Here is a 20,451-nt window from a genome sequence, read left to right as displayed (position 1 = left end):
TAAGGCTTTCGCCCCCTGCGGTCTTTGGTTTGGATTTTATCGTAAGAAGTTATCCAACATATTTGGTCACGAGAGCCGGATCCAGCTTCACGCCCGGTCCCATGGTCAGCGAAATCGCCACGGTCCTGAGGTAGGTCCCCTTGGAGGCCGCGGGTTTCAGCTTGATGATCTGGTCGATGAAGGTCTTGAAGTTCTCCTCGATCTTGTCGGAGCCGAAATCGACCTTGCCGATCGGCACATGAATGGAACCCAGCTTGTCCACGCGGAAAGCCAGTTTTCCTTTTTTGAATTCCTGGATGGCCGTTTCGATATTGGGGGTCACGGTGCCGGACTTGGGATTCGGCATGAGCCCCTTGGTGCCCAGAATTTTTCCCAGTTTACCCAATTTGGGCATCATATCGGGGGTCGCGATCACGAGGTCAAAATCAAGCCAGCCCTGCTGGATCTGGGTGATGTATTCCTCGGCGCCCGCGTAGTCGGCTCCGGCCGCCTTGGCCTTTTCGATGTTGTCGCCCTGGGTGATGGCCAGGATCCGCACCGTTTTGCCGGTCCCGTTGGGGAGTACGACCGTACCCCGGATCTGCTGGTCCGCGTGCCGCGGGTCTACGCCCAGTCTCAGGGCGACTTCCACGGTTTCCACAAATTTTGCCGTCCGGGTCTTTTCCACGACTTCGATCGCTTCCTTGACGTCGTACAGCTTCTGTCTATCGATGAGTTTTGCGACTTCCGCATACTTTTTTCCGTGCTTTGCCATTGCTTTTGTTCCTCCTTATGTGGGTAAACGGATTGCTCCTACCACTGAATGTGCCCTCCGCGCCTTGGCCGGAAGGATGGATATTTGTCCGAACCGCCGGAATCAGTCGGCGATTTTGATGCCCATGGAGCGGGCGGAACCCGCCAGTACCTTCATGGCCGCTTCCACGGAAGAGGCGTTGAGGTCGGTCATCTTCGTCTCGGCCAGTTCTCTCAATTTTGCCGTCGTAATGGTTCCCGCCGTGTCCGTCTTGGAATTTTTCGCGGCTTTTTCGATGTTGGCCGCCTTCTTCAAGAGATCCGAGGCCGGGGGGGTCTTCGTGATAAATGTGAAACTCCTGTCGTTGTAGACCGTGATGACGACGGGGATGATCCATCCCGCCTTTTCCTGGGTCTTGGCGTTGAAGGCCTTGCAAAACTCCATGATGTTCACGCCGTGCTGTCCGAGGGCAGGTCCCACCGGGGGCGCCGGATTTGCCTTACCCGCAGGCAACTGCAGTTTTATCTGTCCGATTACTTCTTTCTTTGCCATTTTTTTCCGTTCCTCCTAAATGAAGCCGGTATTCAACCGGTCTCTCAGTATTTTTCCAGGCTTCCGAATTCCACTTCCACCGGGGTCATCCGCCCGAACATTTCGATCATAACCTTGGCTTTCTGCTGTTCCATGTCAATTTCGGACACGCTTCCCTGATGGCCGCTGAAGCCGCCGCCGAGAATCTTGACCGTATCGCCCAGTTTGAAGTTGATCTTGACCTGCGCCTTGGGGACTTTCATGTCGTCCGGCAGATCCAGGCCCGTCATACGAAAGATGTTCTTGACTTCGTCCTCCTCCATGGGAATGGGGTCGGAGCCGACGCCCACGAAACCCGTGACGCCGTTGGTGTTCCGGATATGAAACCACGCTTCGGGATCCACTTTGAAATAGATGCCGTCGCTGCTTTCTTCCCGGGTCGCCGTCATTTCCAGCATCACATAGCCCGGAAACAGCTTTCTCGCGACCACTTTCTTTTTGCCGCGGACGATTTCGTTGGAAATTTCCTCCGGCACCAGAAGCCGGGTAACAATATCGGCCAGGTCGAGGGTCTCAATCTTTTGCTCGAGGTCGGTCTTGACTTTTTTCTCATAGCCTGAATAGGTGTGAATCATAAACCAGCGCTTGACAATGGTTTTTTCCACTCTTTTTTCAGCTTCCATCCTATCCTCCAAACAACATGACGAGTCGCTTCAACAGCGTATTGGCTACAAAGTCAAAAATGCCCAAATAGACGCTCAGCACGACGCTCATGGTGATAACCCACGCCGTCGCCTCAATGACTTCGCTCTTTTTCGGCCATTGGACCTTGGAATACTCTTCTATGATCTTTCGTACACTCATTTATATCATTCACCTGATTATTTTCTGGCAGGTCAAGAGGGATTCGAACCCCCAACCCTCGGTTTTGGAGACCGATGCTCTGCCAATTGAGCCATTGACCTGTGCGTTCCTCAGCGACCGACGCGGAATTGAGCCGCCCGGCCGTTATTTCTTCGTTTCTTTGTGCACTGTGACTTTGTTGTCCCAGGGACAGAATTTATGCAATTCCAAGCGTTCCGTGGTATTTTTCTTGTTTTTGGTCGTCACGTAATTCTTTCTCTTGCATTCCGTACATTCCAACTGGATATTGACGCGCATTTTACACCTCCACTCTTAAACGGTATCAAATCATGAGATCCTCCCGCAGACAGGCGTCTGTGGTGACAGAGTTTTTGTATGTCTGGAATTTCAGACATTTGATATTTTATCATATTTCAGGGGCCTTGTCAATTGTTTTTTCTGCGGAGTCGCGAAATTTCCGGCGCGTCAGTTTGCTGCCTCCGCCGCCCGCACACAGGCCGCCGCCCGCTTCGTGAGCTCGTCAAAGCGCCCCAGAGCGATGAGATTCTTGTCCGTCAGACGGCCGCCGATGCCTGCCGCCGCGTAACCGGCCGCCAGGTAGGCCCCGAGGTTTTCCTCGCTGACGCCCCCCGTGGCCATCATGGGCACATGATTGACGGGGCTCCGGATGTCCTTAAACCAGGAAAGGCCCAGCCACGCCGCCGGGAAGACCTTTACCATATCGGCGCCCAGCTCGTGGGCGCGGAGGATCTCCGTGGGCGTCATCCCCGCGGGGATCGACACAAGACCCATGGCCTTTGTGGTTTCGACGACAGCCGCCTTCGTATCGGGCGAAATGATAAATTCCGCTCCGGCCCGACCGGCCGCTTTGGCCTGCTCCGCGCTCAAGACCGTTCCCGCCCCGAAGCGCATGTCCTCTCCCAGGCGCTCGCGCAATTCCGCGATGGCCGCCGGGGTTTTCCGGAGGCAGTCGGGGTCGCTTTGATCAAAGGTCACTTCAAGGAGCCGGATCCCGCCCGCGTACAGGGCTGCCGCCAGGTTCAGCAGAGCCGGTCCGTAGAGGCCCCGGATGATCGCGACGATTTTATATTGTTCAATCAGTTTGATGACGGATCCCGACATCTTTTCCTCCCGATCATTTCGCTATACCTCATTATAGCGCATATTTTCCTTTGTGGCAAGATTTTTTTGGGAAATTATCGCCAATACAAGAGGCTGCCGCATAAGCGGCAGCCCCGGATTTTTCCTATTCAATTGTCTTGTTGCGTCAAGCGTTTCGCTTATTTGCCGCTCTGTTCCTGGGCAAGTTTTGCCTTGCGGGGGTTCACGATGGTCTTCCAGCCTTCTACGAAGAGCAGAATGGCCAGTACGAAAATCGGTACGATCACAACGGTCTGCAGCCCCTGAACGAGAAGCTTTCCGTTTCCGGCGGCAAGGATTTTCACGTTGGCGATAAAGCTCATAAACAGGGATACCATACAAGCCGCCATCATGAAGATTGTCGGGAAATAGAACATCTTGTTGTTCCGGCCTCTGTTTCCGAGGTACGTGGCCGCCGCGAGGAACGCGGGAACGGCTACGAGCTGGTTGCAGGCGCCGAACAGCGGCCAGATGTTGAGATAGCCGCCCATACACAGGATTCCGCCGAAGAATACGGTAATGATCGTCGCGACGAACATGTTGTTCAGCGGGTTCTTGCTGTTGGCGTCTTTGGAAGCGAAGAGCTCCTGGAAAATATAGCGGCCCAGTCTTGTGGCTGTGTCAAGGGAAGTCAGCGCAAAGGCGGAAATGGCCAGCAGGATAACCGTAAAGGTGGCGTTTGCGGCCCAGGCGCCGAAGCCCAGGTTCACGAAGAAATTCTTGATGGCGGTCGCGAATACAACAGGCGGCGCCATTCCCTTGGCGCCTTCATAGCCCAGGGAAGCGATCGTCAGAAGGGAAATGACGGCGAGTACGCACTCGATCAACATGCCGCCGTATCCGATCATCTTCGCGTCTTTTTCATTGTCCAGCTGCTTGGAGGTCGTGCCCGATCCTACGATGCTGTGGAAACCGGAAATGGCGCCGCAGGCTACCGTAATAAACAGGAAGGGGAACATGGGCCATTTGGCGGCGTTATTGGCGAACCAGCCCGTGGAAGCGGGAATGCTCACGGCGGGGTTCGTCCCCACGATGCCCACAACGGCCGCGATCATCATGAAGTACAGCAGGAAGCTGTTCAGATAATCCCTGGGCTGCAACAGGATCCACACCGGCGTTACGGAAGCGACAACAATGTAGAGGAAGATCACGATGAGCCAGAAGTTCTTGCTCATGTGAATCGGGAACGCCAGTCCGCCGACTACGCAAAGGGCCAGCAACGCTACGCCCACAACGCTCGATACCAAAAGCGGGGCGTTCTTTCTGTAAACGAGGAAGCCGAAGAGGGCCGCCAGGGGAATGAAGAGCATGGACGCCGTCGCCACGGAGCCGTTGTTGTCATTGGCCACCTGCACGACTTTTTCCACGCCGTCCACAACTTCTTTTTTCAGGGCAAATCCGTTAAACGAAGAAGCCACGATATCCGCGAAGGCAGCTACGACCAGCAGAAGTACCAACCACGCGAATACGCTGAACAGGATCTTGCAGCGGTGGCTGATATTCTCCTCAATAACCTCGCCGAGGGAATGTCCCTTGTGGCGAATGGAAACGAAAATGGCCGAAAAGTCCTGTACCGCGCCGAAGAAAATGCCTCCGATCACGATCCACAAAAATACGGGTACCCATCCAAACACAGCCGCCTGGATCGGTCCGTTAATCGGGCCCGCGCCCGCGATCGAAGCGAAATGATGCCCCAGGAGTACAGGCGCCTTTGCCGGTACATAGTCCACGCCGCCGTCGTCTTCCGTGTGGGCGGGCGTCTCCTTGGTGGGATCAATTCCCCATGTTTTCGCGAGCCAGGAACCGTAAGTCAGATAAGCAATGATGAAAATCACGATGGATCCTAATAAGATTGCCAAGCTACTCATTTTGTTCCTCCTCCTAACTAAAAATTGTTTTAAAAAATTTTTCCATTTTTTTAGCGGCTCTGCTCAGTAGTATATCCTGATTTTCTACGTTTACCATGATTATTCTCCCTTCTGAATAACCACGGACAGTAAACATATAATTCTTAGTAAATTTATATTTGTTGACCTTTTCTCTTATGATACCCCCAAAAGTCAGATTTGTCAATATCACAACCGTTAAAAAACTGTACATATGGTCTTTTTCCGGGTATTTATTGCCGTTTCTGACATAGTTTTCCTCCATGTGGTTTTCGATCAAGTGGCGCGCTTCCGCGAAATCCGCCTCGAGATCCTCCCCGCCGGCCATGAACACCACGTGTTCGAAAGCCTCGGCGGTCCAGAGCGTGGCCCGCTTTACAAGCACATAGCGGGCGGATTTCCCGTAAAAATGCCCGTAGCCGAGATATTTTTTTCCGCCGATCTCCACGGGGGTGATCATGTCAAAATCGTGTCTGTAGACTTCCGTCAGTTTATCGAAATAGGTTTTGATTTCCACTGCCTTCGTCCTTTTTGATTTACTTTACCTCATGGATCCAGCCGTATTTGTCGGGCAGATCCCCGTACTGCATACCGGTCAAAAAATCATAGAGTTTTTTCGCGAGGGGGCCGGTCTTGAAGTCGTTGATGGTGACGATATCGCCCTTGTAGCGCAGAAGTCCGATGGGGGAAATCACGGCCGCCGTCCCGACGCCGAAGGCTTCTTCCAATTTTCCGGATTTGCCCGCGTCCATGAGAAAATCAATGGGAATCAGCTCTTCCCGCACCTTGACGCCCCAGTCCTTGAGAATCGCGATACAGGAGTCCCTGGTCACGCCGGGCAGGATACTCCCGTCCAGCGGCGCGGTCCAGACCTCGCCGTCGATCTTGAACATGACGTTCATGGTGCCCACTTCCTCGACGTATTTACGCTCGGCGCCGTCGAGCCACAGCACCTGGGCGTAGCCTTCCTTCATGACCTTTTCCTGGGCGATGATGCTGGCCGCGTAGTTGCCGCCGCATTTGCAGAAACCCGTGCCGCCCTTGGCCGCCCGGACATATTCCTCCTCCACGTGGATCTTGACGGGGTTGATGCCCTCGGCGTAATAGCTGCCCACGGGAGTCAGGATAATCACGAATTTGTAGGTCTTGCCGGGATGCACCCCGATCACGACGTCATCGGCATACATAAAGGGCCGAATGTAGAGCGTCGTCCCCGGAAGGGCCGGAACCCAGTCTTTCTGGGCCGATACAATGGCCTCGACCGCTTCCACGAACATTTCCTCGGGCAGTTGGGGCATCACAAGCCGGTCGCAGGAACGCATCATGCGCCGCGCGTTCATTTCGGGCCGGAAAATGAGAATTCTCCCGTCTTTGGCCTTATAGGCCTTCATACCTTCAAAAACTTCCTGGGCGTAATGGAGCACCATGGCGCCCGGATCGAGGGATACGGGTCCGTAGGGAACGATTTTGGCGTCGTGCCAGCCCGTTCCTTCCGTGTATTCCATCGTAAACATGTAGTCCGTAAAATACTTGCCGAATCCGAGATCGCTCCAATCCGGTTTCGCTTTCAGCGTTGCCGCCTTTACCTTTGTAATGTTCATTTGAACCCCCCTTTAATCAAAAAGACAACCTGATCTGGTTGTCAAATGAAATTCATTTTGCTGAATGTGAACATTTTCCATGTTTGGAAAATTCCTGCCCCTGTTCCGCAATACTTGACATCGGAATATTTATCCTTTGAAACCGATCTTTGATACGCTATATGAGATTGTAATAACTCCACGAAAGCAGTAGAATATAGACGATCAATCTCATGCTTGTTTCAAACATAGGGTCACCTTGATTTTTGTAATTTTTGTAAAATTGATGAAAATCCAAAAACTTTTTCCCTATTATAGCCTAATTCATCCATTTTTGCAAGCTTTTTTTGAAAAATGTTGTCACAAAGCGACAAAGCGAAGCGCGTAAGCGGAATTTTCAAATACCCGTTGCCATTTTTCGCGATTTGTGGTATTCTATACGGGTAATCCGGGAAACAAAGGAGATGTTACCTTGCCGACCTTATTCGGACTCAGACCCGCTTCGCTGATTTTCCTCGCCCTCGCCTGCTTTTGCGCGGCCTTTATCGACGCCATATCGGGCGGCGGCGGGCTCATCACGCTCCCGGCCTGGCTGGCCTCGGGCCTTCCGCCCCACATCGCCCTGGGAACGAACAAAATCGGGGCTTTCTTTTCCGCGACTTCGAGCTTCGCCAAATTCGCCCAGTCGGGCCTGGTCAACTGGCGGCTCGCCGGGAAAACAGTCCTCTGCTCTTTTATCGGGGCCGCCCTCGGCGTCTTCACGGTCGTCCGCTTTGTCCAGGCGGACTGGCTGTACCCCATTGCCATTGTGATGCTCCTGGGCGTACTTTGCTATACTTTGTACAATAAAAATATGGGAACGAAAAACGAGTTCCGCGGTCTCACGCGAAAAAACACGCTGCATTGGGGGCTCATGGCCTTCGTCATGGGCTTTTACGACGGGTTTTTCGGACCGGGCACAGGCTCCTTCCTGATCTTCGGGCTCGTCAAGATCCTGGGCTATGATTTTCCCAACGCCAGCGGCAACGCCAAGGTCTACAACCTCGCGAGCAACGTCGCCAGCGTGATCATGTTCTCGATTTTCGGCAAGGCCCACTATTTGCTGGCCGTCTCCATCGGCCTCGTCATGATGGTCGGGGGCTTCCTCGGCGCGCGCTTTGCCGTCAAGGGCGGCAGCCGCCTGATCAAGCCGGTGTTTCTTACGGTGACCGGGATCGTGCTCACGAAGATGATCCTTGAGTCCGTCTTCCACCTCAACGTGACGGAGCTTTTGGCCGGGCTTTTCCGATAAAAAAAGGGCGAAACCCTTTCGCCCCGCGTCATTCGCTCCGATGGAAGGTTTCCGTATAGACCCGGAACTTCCCCTTGGTGATGAATTCGCTGATGTATTTGGCCGTGCCCGGCTTTTTATGAATTTCCTTGTGTACAAGAGGCAGGACCAGCGTGTCCTTGGCCGTATCCAGCTCGCATTCCTTGCGGCTCAGGACGCCGTCGCTGTACTCGCCGAGCCATTTTTTGAAAAAGCCGCAGGGTTCGGTCCCGATGATGACCCCGATCTCCACCCGGGGATTGTCGATCGCGAACTTCCTGCCTTTTTTGAGGGCTTTGAGGGGCTTGAAGATCTTGTCCAGCAGGGGAAATATGCGCTTGATCCGCCGCCTGATCACCGAATCCCGCACGGGGGACGCGATCAGGAGGATCTTGTCGACGATATCCCGGACTTCCGGATCCGCCAGGGTCTTTTCGATCAGGACGCCGCCCAGGCCGTAGCCGATCAGAACGATTTCGTCCTCGTCGGAGAGCCCTCTTTCTTTGAGATCCAATAAAAATCCCCGGAGAATGCCCGCGGATTTTTCGATGGCCGGAAAGGTCAGCGGAAAATTCAAATTGTCCACCTCGTAGCCCAAGGCGGTCAGGTTTTTTTCGAGGGGCTCCATGTCCCGGTAGGATTTCCCGAAGCCGTGGGCCAGTATTACGCGATAACGCATCCCTTTTCACCTGTTTTCATTTTTTCGCGGCGGCCGCTTTCTTCGCCTTTGCCGCTTGGGCAGGCTTGGCCGGCGCTTTCTTCGCCTTTGCGGGCTTTTTCGCGGGCGGCTTTACCGCCTTTTTCTTTTGCTCGAAATCCTCTTCGGTAAAGGTCACGGTGTCTTCGAGTTTTCCCTTCTCGTCATAGACCTGGACGAGCTTGCCCAGCTTGTTCCGCTCCCAGGTCACCCTTGCCCTCACGTTCCCATTTTTGTGATAATAGGTGCCGGGTCCGTTCTTGACGTTATTTTCATAGCTGATCTCGCTTTTGGGTTTTCCGTTTTCGTCAAATTTCTTCGCGACGCCGTGAATCTTGTCGTCCCGGTAGGGGATCACGTCGCTGAGGGTCCCGTTCTTGCCGTAAATTCTGGCTTCGCCGTTTTTTTTGTCCGCGACGTAGGCGATTTCCGATTTTTTCGCGCCGCTCTCGTAATAATCGGTCACGACCCCTTCGAGCCGGTCATCTTTGTAAAGGGCCTCTTTTTTGAGTTTTCCGTTCCGGTAAAAGAGCCGCGAGGGACCTTCCTTTTTCCCCGCCGCGTAGGCGATTTCCTTTTCGGGCATGCCGTTGTCATAAAAACTCCGGAAGGGGCCGTCGGCGATCCCCTTGGCGAATGTCCCCTCAAATTCCGGGGATCCGTTTTCCCAGGTCCCTTTGACCACGCCGGTAAACGGCTTGTTGCGTTTGATCTCATACAGAAGGCCGTCTTTCTGGACGACTTTGCTTTTGTCGAGTGTGGCCGCGATCGTCAGCAGAGAAAATGTAAACGCGTATAAAATCAGTATTCGTTTCATCTGCAAATCACCTGCTTTCCTGCCGAATCCCTATTTGACCAGGGGTTCATTGTCCCTGAATTCGACTGTTGTAATCACATTACCCTTTTCGTCATATTCCTTGACGAATCCGTTCAGAAGGTCCTTGGAGAAGGCCGCTTCCGTCTTGACCTGTCCCGTGGGGAAATATTCCTTCATGAGGCCCTCTTTGAGATCGTCTTTGTAAGGCACTTCGAGGATCAGCTTCCCCGCCGCGTCGTACTGCTTCAAGAGGCCCTCCCTTTTGTCGCCGGCGAAATTTACCTCGCCCAGAAGGCCGCCGCCCTCGAAAAACTCCCGGTAAAGCCCGTCCTTCTTGTCATCCTTGTACTGCGCCTCGATCCTGAGCGCTCCGCCCGGGTAATATTCCGCCCCGCGGCCGGTAATGACGCCCTTGACCCAGGCGTATTCGGATTTTTTCGTGACGCCGTCTTCGTAATATTTTGTTTCGACGCCGTCCTGGAGGTCGTCGGTAAAATTGCATTCCCCCTGGGGCTTCCCGGTCTCATAGTACCATTTGAGGGGGCCGTTGAGCTTGCCGTCTTTGATGACCCGCTCCATGGAAAGGATTCCGCTTTCGTAATACTCGCGGACAACGCAGCTGTCGCCGCTGTATTCCTCCACGATCTGCACGTTCCCGTTTTCAAAATAGTGCTTCCAGACGCCGGTCTTTTTGTCTTGGGCAAAATTGCCCTCCGACCGCAGTTTACCGTCGGGGAAATAGCCTTTGGAGGGGCCTTCGGGGACGCCTTCCACAAAGCTCAGCTCCGTGCGCGTCTGCCCCCCTTCGTAAAAAGCCCTGGCCGTCCCGCTGAAGGGTTTCGTCTGTTTCGTCTCATACCAGAGTCCGTTCCTTTTTTCAAGGTCGCCGGAATTGACGACTTTGGCGCAGAGCGCCGCCGCGCACAACATGATCGCAATCAGTATTTTTTTCATCGTTCAACCCTCATCTTTATGACTTTTTTATGCTCGTTCACTTCTTTTTTGTTTCGGTCTTCTTTTCCACGGGCTTTTTTTCCGGCTTTTTCTTTGAAGCCGCCGGGGCGTCTTTCTCCTCGTCGGGAATATTTCCGTGGATTTTCAGTTCGGGCGCTTTACCGCCGTCCTTGAGCCCTTCCAGCTTGCCCTGCGGATTTCGTTCCTCGCCGCTTTCGCTGAACTGTCTGGCCTTTCCGCTGACCTTGCCGTCTTTGTAGGTCACTTCCGTCGCGGGTTTCCCGTTCCGGTAATAACGGCGGATCACGCCGTCATAGTTATCGTTCCGGTAATTGGCCTCCTCGATCAGGGTCCCGTCGGCGGACCAGCGTTTGGCCTCCCCGTTGCGCAGACCTCCGGCGTATTCCGTTTCCGAGAGCAGATTGCCGTCGACGTCGTAGATTTTTTCGACGCCGCTTTTCTTGTCGGCTGCAAAATTGGCGAAGGATTTGATTTTCCCGTTTTCGTAATAGGATTTGGTCATGCCGTTCCTGAGCCCGTCCCGGTAGAGCGTTTCCGTTTTCAAAAGGCCGCTCTCGTAATATTCCCGGACAATGCCGTCGGCGATCCCGTCCTTGTAGGAAATTTCCCCCTGCAAATTCCCGTTTTCGTGGTAGAGCTTCAGGATCCCGTGAATTTTCCCGTTCGCAAAGGGGATGTCCGCTTTTTTCCCGCCGCCTTCATAGTAATCGGCGGCCGTCCCCGTGTAGGGGGCGCCGCTCCCGGCGTCGTACGTCAGCCCGTCTTCGCCCCGGGCCAGTTCCGTAACGCCCGCCCCCGCGGCGCTAATATTCAACGCGGCCACAAAACACAGGGCCCATAGAATTCTTTTCATTTTGCGTCTCCCGCTCGTTTTGATTTCTTCGTGATCTACAATTTATTCTAACACAAAGCGGCTTCCTTTTCAAGTACTTCCTCAAAGGGAAAAATAAACGAAGACCCGTTCTATGTAAAACAGGTCTTCGTTTAATAGGACATCATGAGGATAGGTAAAACTTGTTTCGGGTATAAATACACGCACTATATTTACACCGCTGGCAATTTTTATCTTGTCGACAAGTTTACACTATCATATTTACCATATTTCAAGAGAAATGTCAAGAGCAAAATGGAAAATTCCCCGGAAAAAATTATGCATTTTTTTCATCAAATCCGGGATTCGTGGGCATAGATCCGGAAAGAGCGGCCGAATCCGGGATTTACGGTCCCTCTGACAGGAAAAATCGGGCTTTACGCCGAAGAAATTCCGTGGTACAATAGACGCAAGACCAACATCAAAGACCGAAGGGGGTAAGACGCAATGTATCTCGAAGAAATGTTCAGCTTGAAGGGAAAAGTGGCCCTGGTGACCGGCGGCGGCAGAGGCATAGGGCAGGTTGTCGCTCTGGGATTGGCCCGGGCCGGGGCGACCGTCGTGAATTTCGCGCGCTCCGGCGCCGACGAAACCGTGCGCTTGATTGAGGCCGAAGGCGGGAAATGTTATGATTACCGCGTGGACGTCACGAAGGAGCGGGACGTCGAAAAGGCGGTGGCGGACGTCTTTGAAACGCTTGGCGGCGTTCATGTGGTCTTCAATAACGCCGGCGTCTGCATACATCAGGACACACTTGACGCCACGGCGGCCCAGTGGCGCGAAGTCATTGAGATCAATCTGACCGGCGAATTCCTCATTTGCCAGGCCGTCGGCCGCAAAATGATCGCGGCGGGCATCCGGGGCAGCATCATCAACATGGCGTCCATGAGCGGCTCCATCGTCAATGTCCCTCAGTGGCAGGCGTCGTACAACGCCTCCAAGGCCGGCGTCATCCACATGACCCGTTCCCTGGCCGTGGAATGGGCCCCCTACGGGATCCGGGTCAATTCCATCAGCCCCGGGTATATCGCGACCCCCATGTCAGTGGATACCCCGCAGGAACTCAAAGACGCCTGGATGCCTTTGATTCCCCAGCATCGCATGGGAGATCCCGAAGAGCTGATTCCGGCGATTCTCTATCTCGCCTCCGGCGCGGCCGGATATACGACGGGTTCCGACGTGGTCGTCGACGGCGGATACAGCGTGCGGTAAAAGAGAAGGCCCCCCTGGCGGGAAAAAATATCAATTCGACAAAAACGCACAAAAACAGCATTACAGCCAAATAACGCACAACGAAAAGCCGAAGTATGCAAAAAAATCAAAAATATTTTGAAAAAATTTCATAAAAAGCTGTACTTTTTGCAAGAAATGTAGTATAATTTGGCGAAGTGATAGAAATTTCGTTTTATGAGATTTTAATAATTACAGAGATTTACCATTGTATCTTCCGTAAGTATTAAAGATCCAGCAGTCATAGGGACTGTCATAAAAACCTGAATTTTTGTATCATTCAAATCTTATTATTTATGGAGGAACAATGAAAGGAAAAGTAAAATGGTTCAACCCCGAAAAGGGCTTTGGTTTTATCACCGGTGAAGACGGAAAAGATGTATTCGCGCATTTTTCCCAGATTCAGAAAGACGGCTTCAAGACCCTCAACGAGAACGAAGAAGTGACCTTCGACGTTGTCGACGGGCAGAAGGGACCTCAGGCATCCAACATCAAAGTAGTCTGAAAAAAGCGGGACGCGCAGGCGTCCCTTTTTTTATCCCGGCGAAAATCCGGCGGAACGCCAAAATATCATTTCAAAAAACCGAAAAACTGTGATATAATTATCGCATAAAAAAGAAAACCGAAGGACAGGAAAGTATCGAAAACGGAGGAAACGGAAAAATGGCAAGTGTTGTTGACGTATTGCAGGAACGGGGATTTATCGCGCAATTCACCCACGAAGAAGAGATCCGGGAGTTGCTGGCGAAGGAAAAAATCACTTTTTATATCGGCTTTGACCCCACGGCGGACAGCCTCCACGTGGGCCACTTCATCGCCATGATGGCCATGGCCCATATGCAGCGCTTCGGCCACAGGCCCATCGCCCTCGTAGGCGGCGGCACCGTCATGGTCGGGGACCCCAGCGGACGGACGGACATGCGGCCCATGCTGACGCGGGAAATCATCGCCAAAAACGCCGATTGCATCCGCCGGCAAATGGAAAAATTCATTGATTTTTCCGACGGCAAAGCGATCATGGACAATAACGCCAACTGGCTCCTTGAGCTGAATTACGTGAATTTTCTGCGGGAAGTGGGAACCCATTTTTCCGTAAACCGGATGCTGGCCGCCGAATGTTTCAAAAGCCGCATGGAGCAGGGCCTGTCCTTTTTCGAATTCAACTACATGCTGATGCAGGGCTATGATTTTTACGTATTGAACGAAAAATACGGCTGCGTCATGCAAATGGGCGGCGACGACCAGTGGTCCAACATGATCGCGGGCGTGGAGCTGATCCGGAAGAAAGCGAAAAAACCGGCCTATTCCATGACCTTTCCGCTGCTGACAAACAGCGAGGGGAAGAAAATGGGAAAGACCGCCAAAGGCGCTCTGTGGCTCGATCCCGCCAAGACGACGCCCTACGACTTTTACCAGTACTGGCGGAACGTGGAAGACGGCGACGTCGGAAAATGCCTGGCGCTCCTGACATTTCTCCCCATGGACGAAGTCCGGCGGCTCGGAAGCCTCCGGGACGAAAAAATCAACGAGGCCAAGAAAGTCCTCGCCTTTGAGGTGACGCGTCTGATCCATGGAGAGGCCGAGGCGGAAAAAGCCCGCTCGGCCACGGAAGCTCTTTTTTCGGGCGGCGCAGACATGAGCCATGTCCCGGCCCTGACGCTTGCGCCGGCGGATCTGGGGATCGGCATCGTGGCCTTTCTCGCCAAAAGCGGCGCTCTCAAGACCACCAGCGACGGCAGACGACTGATCGATCAGGGCGGTATGAGCCTCAATGAGCAAAAAGTCACAAGCCATGACCTGCCGCTGACGGCGGAGCTCTTCAAACAAGGAGAGCCCCTCGTCCGTCTCGGAAAGAAAAAATACTACAAGCTCGTCCTGGCCGAGGGGTAATCATGCCGAAAAAAGGAAAAAAAGAAAAAAAGGCCGCGGAGATTCTCGCACGACTGCGGGAAAAATTCGGCGAACCCCAATGCGCCCTCAGTTACGGATCGCCCTTTGAGCTGCTGGTTTCCGTGATCCTCTCGGCCCAATGCACCGACGTCAGGGTCAATATGGTCACGGAAAAGCTGTTCCGGGAAGTCAACCGACCCGAAGACTTTGCGGCCATGCCGCTGTCAGATCTCGAAGCACGGATCCGCAGCACGGGTTTTTATCACAACAAAGCGAAAAACATCCAGGCCTGCGCCCGAAAGCTGCTTGAGGTTTACGGCGGGGAAATTCCGCGGGATATGGACCAGCTGACGGCACTGCCCGGCGTGGGGCGGAAGACCGCCAATGTCGTCAGGGGAGAGATCTGGGGGCTTGCCGACGGGATTACTGTCGATACCCATGTGAAGCGTCTCGCCAACCTGACCGGCCTCGTGTCGGACCTCGAGGATCCCGTCAAAATCGAGCGGGAACTGATGAAAATCATTCCCCGGGACCAATGGATCAACATTTCCCACTTTCTGATCCTGCAGGGGCGGGACAAATGCGTCGCGCGACGACCCCGCTGCGCGGAATGCGAGATCCGGGACTGCTGCGATTACGGCGCGAATACGGACAAAACAGAACCCGCCGCCAAATAAGCGCGGGAACAGGAGGAAACATGTCTTTTCAATTGAACGAAAAAATCCTTGCCGATGTGGCGGGGATGCACGAGGAACTGCTGGATTTGATCAAAGAACTCTGCGGCGTCACGGCCCCTTCCAACCACGAGGAGAAGCGGGCGGCCTTTTGCAAGGCCTGGTTTGACAAAAACGGCGTGCCGGGCGCCGCCATTGACGACGCGGACAATGTCGTCCTTCCCTGGAAAACCGAAGGGAAAAACGAACTGGCGGTGATTATGGCCCACACGGACACCGTATTTCCCGATACGGAACCCATGCCGCTCCGGGAAGAAAAGGGCCGGCTGTATTCTCCGGGGGTAGGCGACGACACGGCCAATCTCGCGCTTTTGATGCTGATCGCCCGCTATGTGGTGAAAAACAATTTCACGCCCGATTACGGGATCCTTTTTGTCTGCAACAGCGGCGAAGAAGGCCTGGGCAATCTCCGGGGCTCAAGAAAGATCTGTGAGACCTACGGCAAACAAATGAAATACTTTATTTCCTTTGACGGAACCTATGAGGGCTGCTACAATTATTCCGTGGGCTCCGCCCGCTACAAGGTGACGATCAAAACCGAAGGGGGCCATTCCTTCAGCAATTTTGGGAACCGCAACGCCATCGCCTGCATGTCTTCGCTGATCAACGCCCTCTACGGGCTTAAAGTCCCCGAAGGAGGCAAGACGACCTACAACGTGGGCTCGATTTCCGGCGGCACCTCGGTCAACACCATCGCCCAAAACGCGGAAATGCTCTTTGAATACCGCTCCGACGTTCGGGAGCACCTGGACGCCATGATGGGCCTTTTTGAGACGATGACCTCGGCCTACCGGCAAATGGGGATTACCGTAGATACTGAAATCATGGGCCTGCGGCCCTGCATGGGAGACGTCGACAAGGATCTCCAGTCGGCCTATGAGCGGAAAGTGGCCGACGCGGCGGCCCTCTATACGGGAAAAGCGCCGGAATTCCACTCGGGTTCCACCGACTGCAACATACCCTTTTCCATAGGCGTCCCCAGCGTTTCCATCGGCGGCTATGTGGGCGACGGCGCTCACACCCGGGAGGAATGGATCGATATCGAAAGCCTGAAAAAGGGCTTTCCGTTGCTGACGGCTCTTGTTCTTGAATTCTTCCGCCAAAGCGAGAAAGGGCTTTTTGTCTGAACGGACATTGAACAGGCGAAAAGCCGGGGAGGAAAAAATGCGCGCAGTCGTGCAAAGAGTCAAATACGCCAGCGTTGCCGCGGAAGGGAAGCTCCTCGGCAAAATCGGACAGGGCTTCCTGGTCCTCCTGGGGATCACCCACAGCGACGCGGAGGCCGACGCGGACTGGCTCGCGGCCAAAATCAACTCGCTTCGGGTCTTTGAGGACGCCGACGGGAAAATGAACCTCGGTCTTACGGAAATCGGCGGCGAAGTCCTTGTGATCTCACAGTTTACGCTCTACGGGGACTGCGTCAAGGGCAGACGGCCAGGCTTTACGGAGGCCGCGAGACCCGAGACCGCCATACCTCTCTACGAGCGGTATATCCGACGTTCCCGGGAAACGGGAGTCCATACGGAATGCGGGGAATTCGGCGCCGACATGAAGGTGGAGCTTTTGAACGACGGCCCCGTGACCTTGATCATCGATACGAAAGACATCAAAAAATAACATCGGGATTGCCCGCGACAAAACGGCACAAGGAGGAAAATATCATGGATATCATCAGTGAAGCCTTCGGCGTTACAAAGAAAAACGAAGCGGTAACGAAATATACCCTGAAAAACGACCAACTGGAGGTGGAAATCATCACCTACGGCGGGATTCTGAGGAAGATTACGACCCCAGACCGCAGCGGCAGGATGGAAAACGTGCTGATCGGTCTTCCGACCGTAACGGACTACGAGGAAAAGCCCGGGACCGTGGGCGCGCTCGTGGGACGCGTGGCGGGACGGATCGCCAAAGGGGAATTTGTCCTGGACGGCAAGACCTGGCCCCTTTCGATCAACCACAAAGATCGGAATACGCTGCACGGCGGCGCCGAGGGCTTTTCGCGGCGGGTGTGGACGGCGGAGGAACTCCGGGGCGACGACTATGTGGGCCTTTCGCTGACCTTGGAGAGTCCCGACGGCGATCAGGGCTTTCCAGGAAACGTCAAGGTCAAGGTCAACTATATTTTGAAGGACGCCGACCTCCTGATTGACTACGCGGGGGAAAGCGACCGCCCCACCTTTCTCAACCTCACAAACCACGCTTATTTCAACTTAAGCGGGGACTGCAAAAAAACCATTGGCGATCACTTGCTGAAATTAAACGCGTCCAAATACTCGGCGGTCGATGAGGACACGCTGCCCGTGGAGGCCCGGGACGTTGCGGAAACGCCCTTTGATTTCCGCTCATGGAAAAAAATCGGGAAGGCGCTTTCGGCCGATGATCCCCAGATCGCCATTGTGGGCGGCGGCATTGACCACGGCTTTGTGATCGACAAAAAAGAAAACAAATACGCCGGCGCGCTCAAAGACCCCGACAGCGGCAGAAAAATGGAGGTATACAGCGACCAGAACATCGTGGTCGTCTATACGGCCAATTACGGCGACGGCATCGGTCCCATGGAAAACGGAAAAATTTGTAAAAAACATCAAGCCATCTGCCTCGAAACCCAGAATTTTACGGATATATTCCGCTTCGCGCCGGAGAAACTCAAAATTACGGACAAAAATCATCCGTATAAGCAAAAGACCCTGTTCCGCTTTTCCGTGGAACGGTAGATCAGAGGAACACGACATTTCCGCTGAAACAGAAATACCTGTTGAACAGATCAAAACGTACAAAAGAAGGGAAGACCATGGATTTTTTTGACGATTGGGCCGAAGAGCTGTATGACAAGACCTTCGGCGAAATGTATGACGCGCTGGTGGCGCAGTACAAAGCCGGAGCGCTGAGCGTGGAACAACTGGAGCGAAACGTCTTCGAACACAGGCAGATCGTGATCAACAGCTGCCATGAGGGCGAACGCAAGCAGACCCACGATTCGGCCGTTTTGGACGCCCACGAGTTCGCCCTTTCCATGATCCGGAAAGGGAAGCTCGACGCGTAAAAGGGAGGAAATATGAAAAAAGCGTATATTCTGTTGGCCGAGGGCTTCGAGATCATCGAGGCCTTCGCGCCCCATGACATTCTGACCCGCTGCGGCGTCACGGTCAAGACCGTCGCCATCGGAGAAGGAAAAAGCGTCGCCTCATCCCACGGGGTGGCGGTAACGGCGGATCTGCCGCTGGCGGGAACAGACCTCGGCGACGGGGATCTCCTGATCCTGCCCGGGGGCTATCCCGGCTACGCCCGCCTGGGCGAGTCCAAAGCCGTGGGGGACGTCCTCAAGGCCTACTACAACGGCGGGAAACTGGTCGGCGTCATTTGCGGCGCGCCGACGGTCCTCGTGAAAAACGGCCTCGCGGCGGACCGGAAGCTGACCTGTCACAGCGGCGTCCGGGATCAGATGGGCGCCTATCAGGTGACCGGAAACATCGTCGAAAAGGACGGCAATCTCATTACGGGCGTCGGCGCCGGACGGGCTCTGGAATTCGGTTTTCTGCTGGCGGAGACGCTGACGGACGTCGAAACGGTCAAAAAGGCAAAACAAGGGATGCAGATCCTGTAAGGACGAAAAAACCGATTTTTATTTGCAAAAGGAAACAAGGAGTGGCAATATGAACCATCTGAAAGCGAAAATAGTGATATTTCTGGGCCTATTAGCGCTGTCGGCGCAGCTTTTTTGCGCGGGGGAGAAATTCCCCGAATTTACCGCCAAGACCCTTGACGGGGGGACCTTCACCCGGGCGGATTTCGCCAAACACAAAGTCACGCTGCTCAATGTCTGGGGGACGTTCTGCCCGCCCTGTCTTGAGGAAATGCCGCATCTCGGCGAGATCAGCCGGGAATATGCCGACAGGGATTTTGCCGTTGTGGGGCTCGTGATCGATACGCTCAAGGAAAACGGCGATCTGGACGAGGCGCAGGTACAAAAGGCCCGGGAGATCGTCGGAAAAACCAAGGCGGACTACACGCATATGCTGCCCGCGACGGAGCTTTTCCCCTGGCTGGGCAATATCCAGTTTATCCCCGATACGGTCTTTGTAGACAGCGAAGGGAAGGTTATCGGCAAGCATCTCATCGGATCGGCGAGCAAAGCGGATTGGAAGGCCAAAATTGAAGAAGTTCTGCAAGCGGTCAAGTAACCGAATAACGATCATTTTGTTCTTTTTCGGTGCACTTTTTCTCTGGATAGGCTTCCATGACGGGGAAGTCCGGCTTATCCTGCAGCGGGCCGTCCGGGTCTGCCTTGAATGCGTCGGGATCGGGTGATCCCATGCGCGAGCGATTTCAGGCCGTCTTTTTTCTGCTCAGCAATTTTTATCTCAAGGGCTTTCTCCGGGGAACGATTTATCAGGGGCGGCTGAAATCCCTCTGTCTGCCGGGACTCAATTGCTGGTCCTGCCCGGGAGCGCTGGGTTCCTGCCCCATGGGAGCGTTGCAGGGGCTTCTGGCCGCGGGGCGCTTTCCCTTTTACGCCCTGGGGTTTTTGTTTGTCTTCGGGGCCGCCCTGGGCCGTTTTGTCTGCGGCTGGCTCTGTCCCTTCGGCTTTTTTCAGGATCTGCTGTGGAAAATTCCCTTCTTTCGGAAGATCGGAACCTTTCCCGGGGATCGCCCCCTCCGGCGCTTGAAATATGGAATTTTAGTGGTTTTTGTGATCTTACTGCCCCTTTTGGCGCTGGATGTCTTCGGCCTCGGCCTGCCTTGGTTTTGCAAGTGGATCTGCCCCGGCGGGACGCTCTTCGCGGGGCTTCCTCTGGCAGTCGCCAACGGCGGGATCCGGAATCTGCTGGGCTTTCTCTTTTTCTTCAAATTGGGGATCCTGCTTTTTTTGATTGCGCTGGGAATTATGATTTACCGCCCATTTTGCAAGTATCTCTGCCCCCTGGGGGCCCTTTACGCCGGCTTCAACGGCCTGTCGCTGTACCGCTACGGGATCGCCCGGGACAAATGCACGGGCTGCGGGCATTGCGCGGGGACCTGCCCCATGAATGTGGACGTTCTCAAAAACATCAACGGCCCCGAGTGCATCCGCTGCGGCCGCTGCCGGAAATCCTGCCCGGCGTCCGCCATCGGCGCCGGTTTCGGGAAAGAAAAGAATCGGCTTTCACTTTTTCCAAAAATATGATAGAATATATAATGAAGTTTTACAAAATTG

General features: G+C 54.2%; 26 protein-coding genes, 1 tRNA gene and 1 other annotated feature (1 of these 28 cut by a window edge). Of the genes, 12 read left to right on the top strand and 15 right to left on the bottom strand.

Annotation, left to right across the window (positions count from 1 at the left end):
- Positions 1-46, bottom strand: a sequence feature (ribosomal protein L10 leader region) (it extends 97 nt beyond the left edge of the window).
- 3 nt (positions 47-49) lie between these two features.
- The 10 genes from rplA to LBQ97_08860 form a co-directional block, all read right to left on the bottom strand.
- Positions 50-754 carry a 50S ribosomal protein L1 gene (gene rplA / locus LBQ97_08905; protein MDR1832827.1) on the bottom strand — a complete coding sequence of 235 codons (705 nt, stop codon included), beginning with the start codon at positions 752-754 and terminating at the stop codon, positions 50-52.
- Between the two features lie 102 nt (positions 755-856).
- On the bottom strand, positions 857-1,285 hold the full coding sequence (gene rplK, locus LBQ97_08900; GenBank protein ID MDR1832826.1) for a 50S ribosomal protein L11: 429 nt from the start codon (positions 1,283-1,285) through the stop codon (positions 857-859).
- Positions 1,286-1,329: 44 nt separating this feature from the next.
- Complete coding sequence (gene nusG, locus LBQ97_08895; protein MDR1832825.1) at positions 1,330-1,947, bottom strand: transcription termination/antitermination protein NusG; 618 nt, start codon at positions 1,945-1,947, stop codon at positions 1,330-1,332.
- Between the two features lies 1 nt (position 1,948).
- Complete coding sequence (gene secE / locus LBQ97_08890) at positions 1,949-2,128, bottom strand: preprotein translocase subunit SecE (GenBank protein MDR1832824.1); 180 nt, start codon at positions 2,126-2,128, stop codon at positions 1,949-1,951.
- 25 nt (positions 2,129-2,153) lie between these two features.
- Positions 2,154-2,229 (bottom strand) — tRNA-Trp (locus LBQ97_08885).
- Positions 2,230-2,272: 43 nt separating this feature from the next.
- Complete coding sequence (gene rpmG / locus LBQ97_08880) at positions 2,273-2,425, bottom strand: 50S ribosomal protein L33 (GenBank protein ID MDR1832823.1); 153 nt, start codon at positions 2,423-2,425, stop codon at positions 2,273-2,275.
- 168 nt (positions 2,426-2,593) lie between these two features.
- Positions 2,594-3,250, bottom strand: coding sequence for a bifunctional 4-hydroxy-2-oxoglutarate aldolase/2-dehydro-3-deoxy-phosphogluconate aldolase (locus tag LBQ97_08875; GenBank protein ID MDR1832822.1), 657 nt, complete (start codon positions 3,248-3,250; stop codon positions 2,594-2,596).
- A 158-nt stretch (positions 3,251-3,408) separates the two neighbouring features.
- Positions 3,409-5,136: a carbon starvation protein A gene (locus LBQ97_08870; protein MDR1832821.1), complete on the bottom strand. Its 1,728-nt coding sequence runs from the start codon at positions 5,134-5,136 to the stop codon at positions 3,409-3,411.
- 13 nt (positions 5,137-5,149) lie between these two features.
- The gene (locus LBQ97_08865) at positions 5,150-5,671 is read right to left on the bottom strand and encodes a hypothetical protein (GenBank protein MDR1832820.1); all 522 of its coding nucleotides are present in this window, start codon (positions 5,669-5,671) and stop codon (positions 5,150-5,152) included.
- Positions 5,672-5,690: 19 nt separating this feature from the next.
- Positions 5,691-6,755, bottom strand: a complete 1,065-nt coding sequence (locus LBQ97_08860) for a branched-chain amino acid aminotransferase (GenBank protein MDR1832819.1) — start codon at positions 6,753-6,755, stop codon at positions 5,691-5,693.
- Positions 6,756-7,206: 451 nt separating this feature from the next.
- Between LBQ97_08860 and LBQ97_08855 the strand changes: the two genes are divergently transcribed.
- Positions 7,207-8,025 (top strand): TSUP family transporter, encoded by an 819-nt coding sequence (locus tag LBQ97_08855; protein ID MDR1832818.1) that lies wholly within the window; start codon positions 7,207-7,209, stop codon positions 8,023-8,025.
- A gap of 28 nt (positions 8,026-8,053) precedes the next feature.
- Here LBQ97_08855 and LBQ97_08850 read toward each other — a convergent pair whose 3' ends face one another.
- Genes LBQ97_08850 through LBQ97_08835 form a run of 4 tightly spaced genes read right to left on the bottom strand, consistent with a single transcriptional unit; the run spans position 8,054 to position 11,385 of the window.
- On the bottom strand, positions 8,054-8,722 hold the full coding sequence (locus tag LBQ97_08850; protein MDR1832817.1) for an alpha/beta hydrolase: 669 nt from the start codon (positions 8,720-8,722) through the stop codon (positions 8,054-8,056).
- A gap of 16 nt (positions 8,723-8,738) precedes the next feature.
- The gene (locus tag LBQ97_08845) at positions 8,739-9,557 is read right to left on the bottom strand and encodes a toxin-antitoxin system YwqK family antitoxin (GenBank protein MDR1832816.1); all 819 of its coding nucleotides are present in this window, start codon (positions 9,555-9,557) and stop codon (positions 8,739-8,741) included.
- 30 nt (positions 9,558-9,587) lie between these two features.
- Positions 9,588-10,511 carry a toxin-antitoxin system YwqK family antitoxin gene (locus LBQ97_08840; GenBank protein ID MDR1832815.1) on the bottom strand — a complete coding sequence of 308 codons (924 nt, stop codon included), beginning with the start codon at positions 10,509-10,511 and terminating at the stop codon, positions 9,588-9,590.
- 37 nt (positions 10,512-10,548) lie between these two features.
- A complete protein-coding gene (locus LBQ97_08835) occupies positions 10,549-11,385 on the bottom strand; it encodes a toxin-antitoxin system YwqK family antitoxin (GenBank protein MDR1832814.1) in 837 nt (278 codons plus the stop codon).
- A 465-nt stretch (positions 11,386-11,850) separates the two neighbouring features.
- Between LBQ97_08835 and LBQ97_08830 the strand changes: the two genes are divergently transcribed.
- From LBQ97_08830 to LBQ97_08785, 10 genes are all read left to right on the top strand, one after another.
- Entirely contained in the window at positions 11,851-12,615 is a 765-nt protein-coding gene (locus tag LBQ97_08830; protein ID MDR1832813.1) for an SDR family oxidoreductase, read from the top strand.
- A 325-nt stretch (positions 12,616-12,940) separates the two neighbouring features.
- The gene (locus tag LBQ97_08825; protein MDR1832812.1) at positions 12,941-13,138 is read left to right on the top strand and encodes a cold-shock protein; all 198 of its coding nucleotides are present in this window, start codon (positions 12,941-12,943) and stop codon (positions 13,136-13,138) included.
- Between the two features lie 158 nt (positions 13,139-13,296).
- On the top strand, positions 13,297-14,523 hold the full coding sequence (tyrS, locus tag LBQ97_08820) for a tyrosine--tRNA ligase (protein MDR1832811.1): 1,227 nt from the start codon (positions 13,297-13,299) through the stop codon (positions 14,521-14,523).
- Between the two features lie 2 nt (positions 14,524-14,525).
- Positions 14,526-15,200, top strand: coding sequence for an endonuclease III (gene nth / locus LBQ97_08815; protein MDR1832810.1), 675 nt, complete (start codon positions 14,526-14,528; stop codon positions 15,198-15,200).
- Positions 15,201-15,220: 20 nt separating this feature from the next.
- Positions 15,221-16,384, top strand: a complete 1,164-nt coding sequence (locus tag LBQ97_08810; protein MDR1832809.1) for a M20/M25/M40 family metallo-hydrolase — start codon at positions 15,221-15,223, stop codon at positions 16,382-16,384.
- 37 nt (positions 16,385-16,421) lie between these two features.
- A complete protein-coding gene (gene dtd, locus LBQ97_08805; GenBank protein MDR1832808.1) occupies positions 16,422-16,874 on the top strand; it encodes a D-tyrosyl-tRNA(Tyr) deacylase in 453 nt (150 codons plus the stop codon).
- Between the two features lie 44 nt (positions 16,875-16,918).
- Entirely contained in the window at positions 16,919-17,971 is a 1,053-nt protein-coding gene (locus LBQ97_08800; GenBank protein MDR1832807.1) for a galactose mutarotase, read from the top strand.
- A gap of 77 nt (positions 17,972-18,048) precedes the next feature.
- The gene (locus tag LBQ97_08795) at positions 18,049-18,300 is read left to right on the top strand and encodes a hypothetical protein (GenBank protein ID MDR1832806.1); all 252 of its coding nucleotides are present in this window, start codon (positions 18,049-18,051) and stop codon (positions 18,298-18,300) included.
- A 12-nt stretch (positions 18,301-18,312) separates the two neighbouring features.
- Positions 18,313-18,861, top strand: coding sequence for a DJ-1/PfpI family protein (locus LBQ97_08790; GenBank protein ID MDR1832805.1), 549 nt, complete (start codon positions 18,313-18,315; stop codon positions 18,859-18,861).
- Between the two features lie 49 nt (positions 18,862-18,910).
- A complete protein-coding gene (locus LBQ97_08785) occupies positions 18,911-19,438 on the top strand; it encodes a TlpA family protein disulfide reductase (protein MDR1832804.1) in 528 nt (175 codons plus the stop codon).
- On the opposite strand, the gene LBQ97_08780 is transcribed toward LBQ97_08785, so the two are convergent.
- Entirely contained in the window at positions 19,431-19,571 is a 141-nt protein-coding gene (locus LBQ97_08780) for a hypothetical protein (GenBank protein ID MDR1832803.1), read from the bottom strand. The genes LBQ97_08785 and LBQ97_08780 overlap by 8 nt on opposite strands.
- Between LBQ97_08780 and LBQ97_08775 the strand changes: the two genes are divergently transcribed.
- Complete coding sequence (locus LBQ97_08775) at positions 19,570-20,421, top strand: 4Fe-4S binding protein (protein ID MDR1832802.1); 852 nt, start codon at positions 19,570-19,572, stop codon at positions 20,419-20,421. The two genes, LBQ97_08780 and LBQ97_08775, sit on opposite strands and share 2 nt — an antisense overlap.
- Positions 20,422-20,451 lie beyond the last annotated feature (30 nt).

This window comes from Fusobacteriaceae bacterium, from assembly GCA_031272775.1.
In the GTDB taxonomy this organism is placed as follows: Bacteria; Fusobacteriota; Fusobacteriia; order Fusobacteriales; family Fusobacteriaceae; genus JAISST01.
Note: the sequence above shows the minus strand (reverse complement) of the source record. Positions and strands in the feature narration are given on the sequence as shown.

What these genes read in the sequence shown, in the direction of transcription:
- rplA (MDR1832827.1), bottom strand. Translation starts at nt 754, where the DNA reads ATGGCAAAGCACGGAAAAAAGTATGCGGAAGTCGCAAAACTCATCGAT.
- rplK (MDR1832826.1), bottom strand. Translation starts at nt 1,285, where the DNA reads ATGGCAAAGAAAGAAGTAATCGGACAGATAAAACTGCAGTTGCCTGCG.
- nusG (MDR1832825.1), bottom strand. Translation starts at nt 1,947, where the DNA reads ATGGAAGCTGAAAAAAGAGTGGAAAAAACCATTGTCAAGCGCTGGTTT.
- secE (MDR1832824.1), bottom strand. Translation starts at nt 2,128, where the DNA reads ATGAGTGTACGAAAGATCATAGAAGAGTATTCCAAGGTCCAATGGCCG.
- rpmG (MDR1832823.1), bottom strand. Translation starts at nt 2,425, where the DNA reads ATGCGCGTCAATATCCAGTTGGAATGTACGGAATGCAAGAGAAAGAAT.
- LBQ97_08875 (MDR1832822.1), bottom strand. Translation starts at nt 3,250, where the DNA reads ATGTCGGGATCCGTCATCAAACTGATTGAACAATATAAAATCGTCGCG.
- LBQ97_08870 (MDR1832821.1), bottom strand. Translation starts at nt 5,136, where the DNA reads ATGAGTAGCTTGGCAATCTTATTAGGATCCATCGTGATTTTCATCATT.
- LBQ97_08860 (MDR1832819.1), bottom strand. Translation starts at nt 6,755, where the DNA reads ATGAACATTACAAAGGTAAAGGCGGCAACGCTGAAAGCGAAACCGGAT.
- LBQ97_08850 (MDR1832817.1), bottom strand. Translation starts at nt 8,722, where the DNA reads ATGCGTTATCGCGTAATACTGGCCCACGGCTTCGGGAAATCCTACCGG.
- LBQ97_08845 (MDR1832816.1), bottom strand. Translation starts at nt 9,557, where the DNA reads ATGAAACGAATACTGATTTTATACGCGTTTACATTTTCTCTGCTGACG.
- LBQ97_08840 (MDR1832815.1), bottom strand. Translation starts at nt 10,511, where the DNA reads ATGAAAAAAATACTGATTGCGATCATGTTGTGCGCGGCGGCGCTCTGC.
- LBQ97_08835 (MDR1832814.1), bottom strand. Translation starts at nt 11,385, where the DNA reads ATGAAAAGAATTCTATGGGCCCTGTGTTTTGTGGCCGCGTTGAATATT.
- LBQ97_08830 (MDR1832813.1), top strand. Translation starts at nt 11,851, where the DNA reads ATGTATCTCGAAGAAATGTTCAGCTTGAAGGGAAAAGTGGCCCTGGTG.
- LBQ97_08825 (MDR1832812.1), top strand. Translation starts at nt 12,941, where the DNA reads ATGAAAGGAAAAGTAAAATGGTTCAACCCCGAAAAGGGCTTTGGTTTT.
- tyrS (MDR1832811.1), top strand. Translation starts at nt 13,297, where the DNA reads ATGGCAAGTGTTGTTGACGTATTGCAGGAACGGGGATTTATCGCGCAA.
- nth (MDR1832810.1), top strand. Translation starts at nt 14,526, where the DNA reads ATGCCGAAAAAAGGAAAAAAAGAAAAAAAGGCCGCGGAGATTCTCGCA.
- LBQ97_08810 (MDR1832809.1), top strand. Translation starts at nt 15,221, where the DNA reads ATGTCTTTTCAATTGAACGAAAAAATCCTTGCCGATGTGGCGGGGATG.
- dtd (MDR1832808.1), top strand. Translation starts at nt 16,422, where the DNA reads ATGCGCGCAGTCGTGCAAAGAGTCAAATACGCCAGCGTTGCCGCGGAA.
- LBQ97_08800 (MDR1832807.1), top strand. Translation starts at nt 16,919, where the DNA reads ATGGATATCATCAGTGAAGCCTTCGGCGTTACAAAGAAAAACGAAGCG.
- LBQ97_08795 (MDR1832806.1), top strand. Translation starts at nt 18,049, where the DNA reads ATGGATTTTTTTGACGATTGGGCCGAAGAGCTGTATGACAAGACCTTC.
- LBQ97_08790 (MDR1832805.1), top strand. Translation starts at nt 18,313, where the DNA reads ATGAAAAAAGCGTATATTCTGTTGGCCGAGGGCTTCGAGATCATCGAG.
- LBQ97_08785 (MDR1832804.1), top strand. Translation starts at nt 18,911, where the DNA reads ATGAACCATCTGAAAGCGAAAATAGTGATATTTCTGGGCCTATTAGCG.
- LBQ97_08775 (MDR1832802.1), top strand. Translation starts at nt 19,570, where the DNA reads ATGCGCGAGCGATTTCAGGCCGTCTTTTTTCTGCTCAGCAATTTTTAT.
- LBQ97_08780 (MDR1832803.1), bottom strand. Translation starts at nt 19,571, where the DNA reads ATGGGATCACCCGATCCCGACGCATTCAAGGCAGACCCGGACGGCCCG.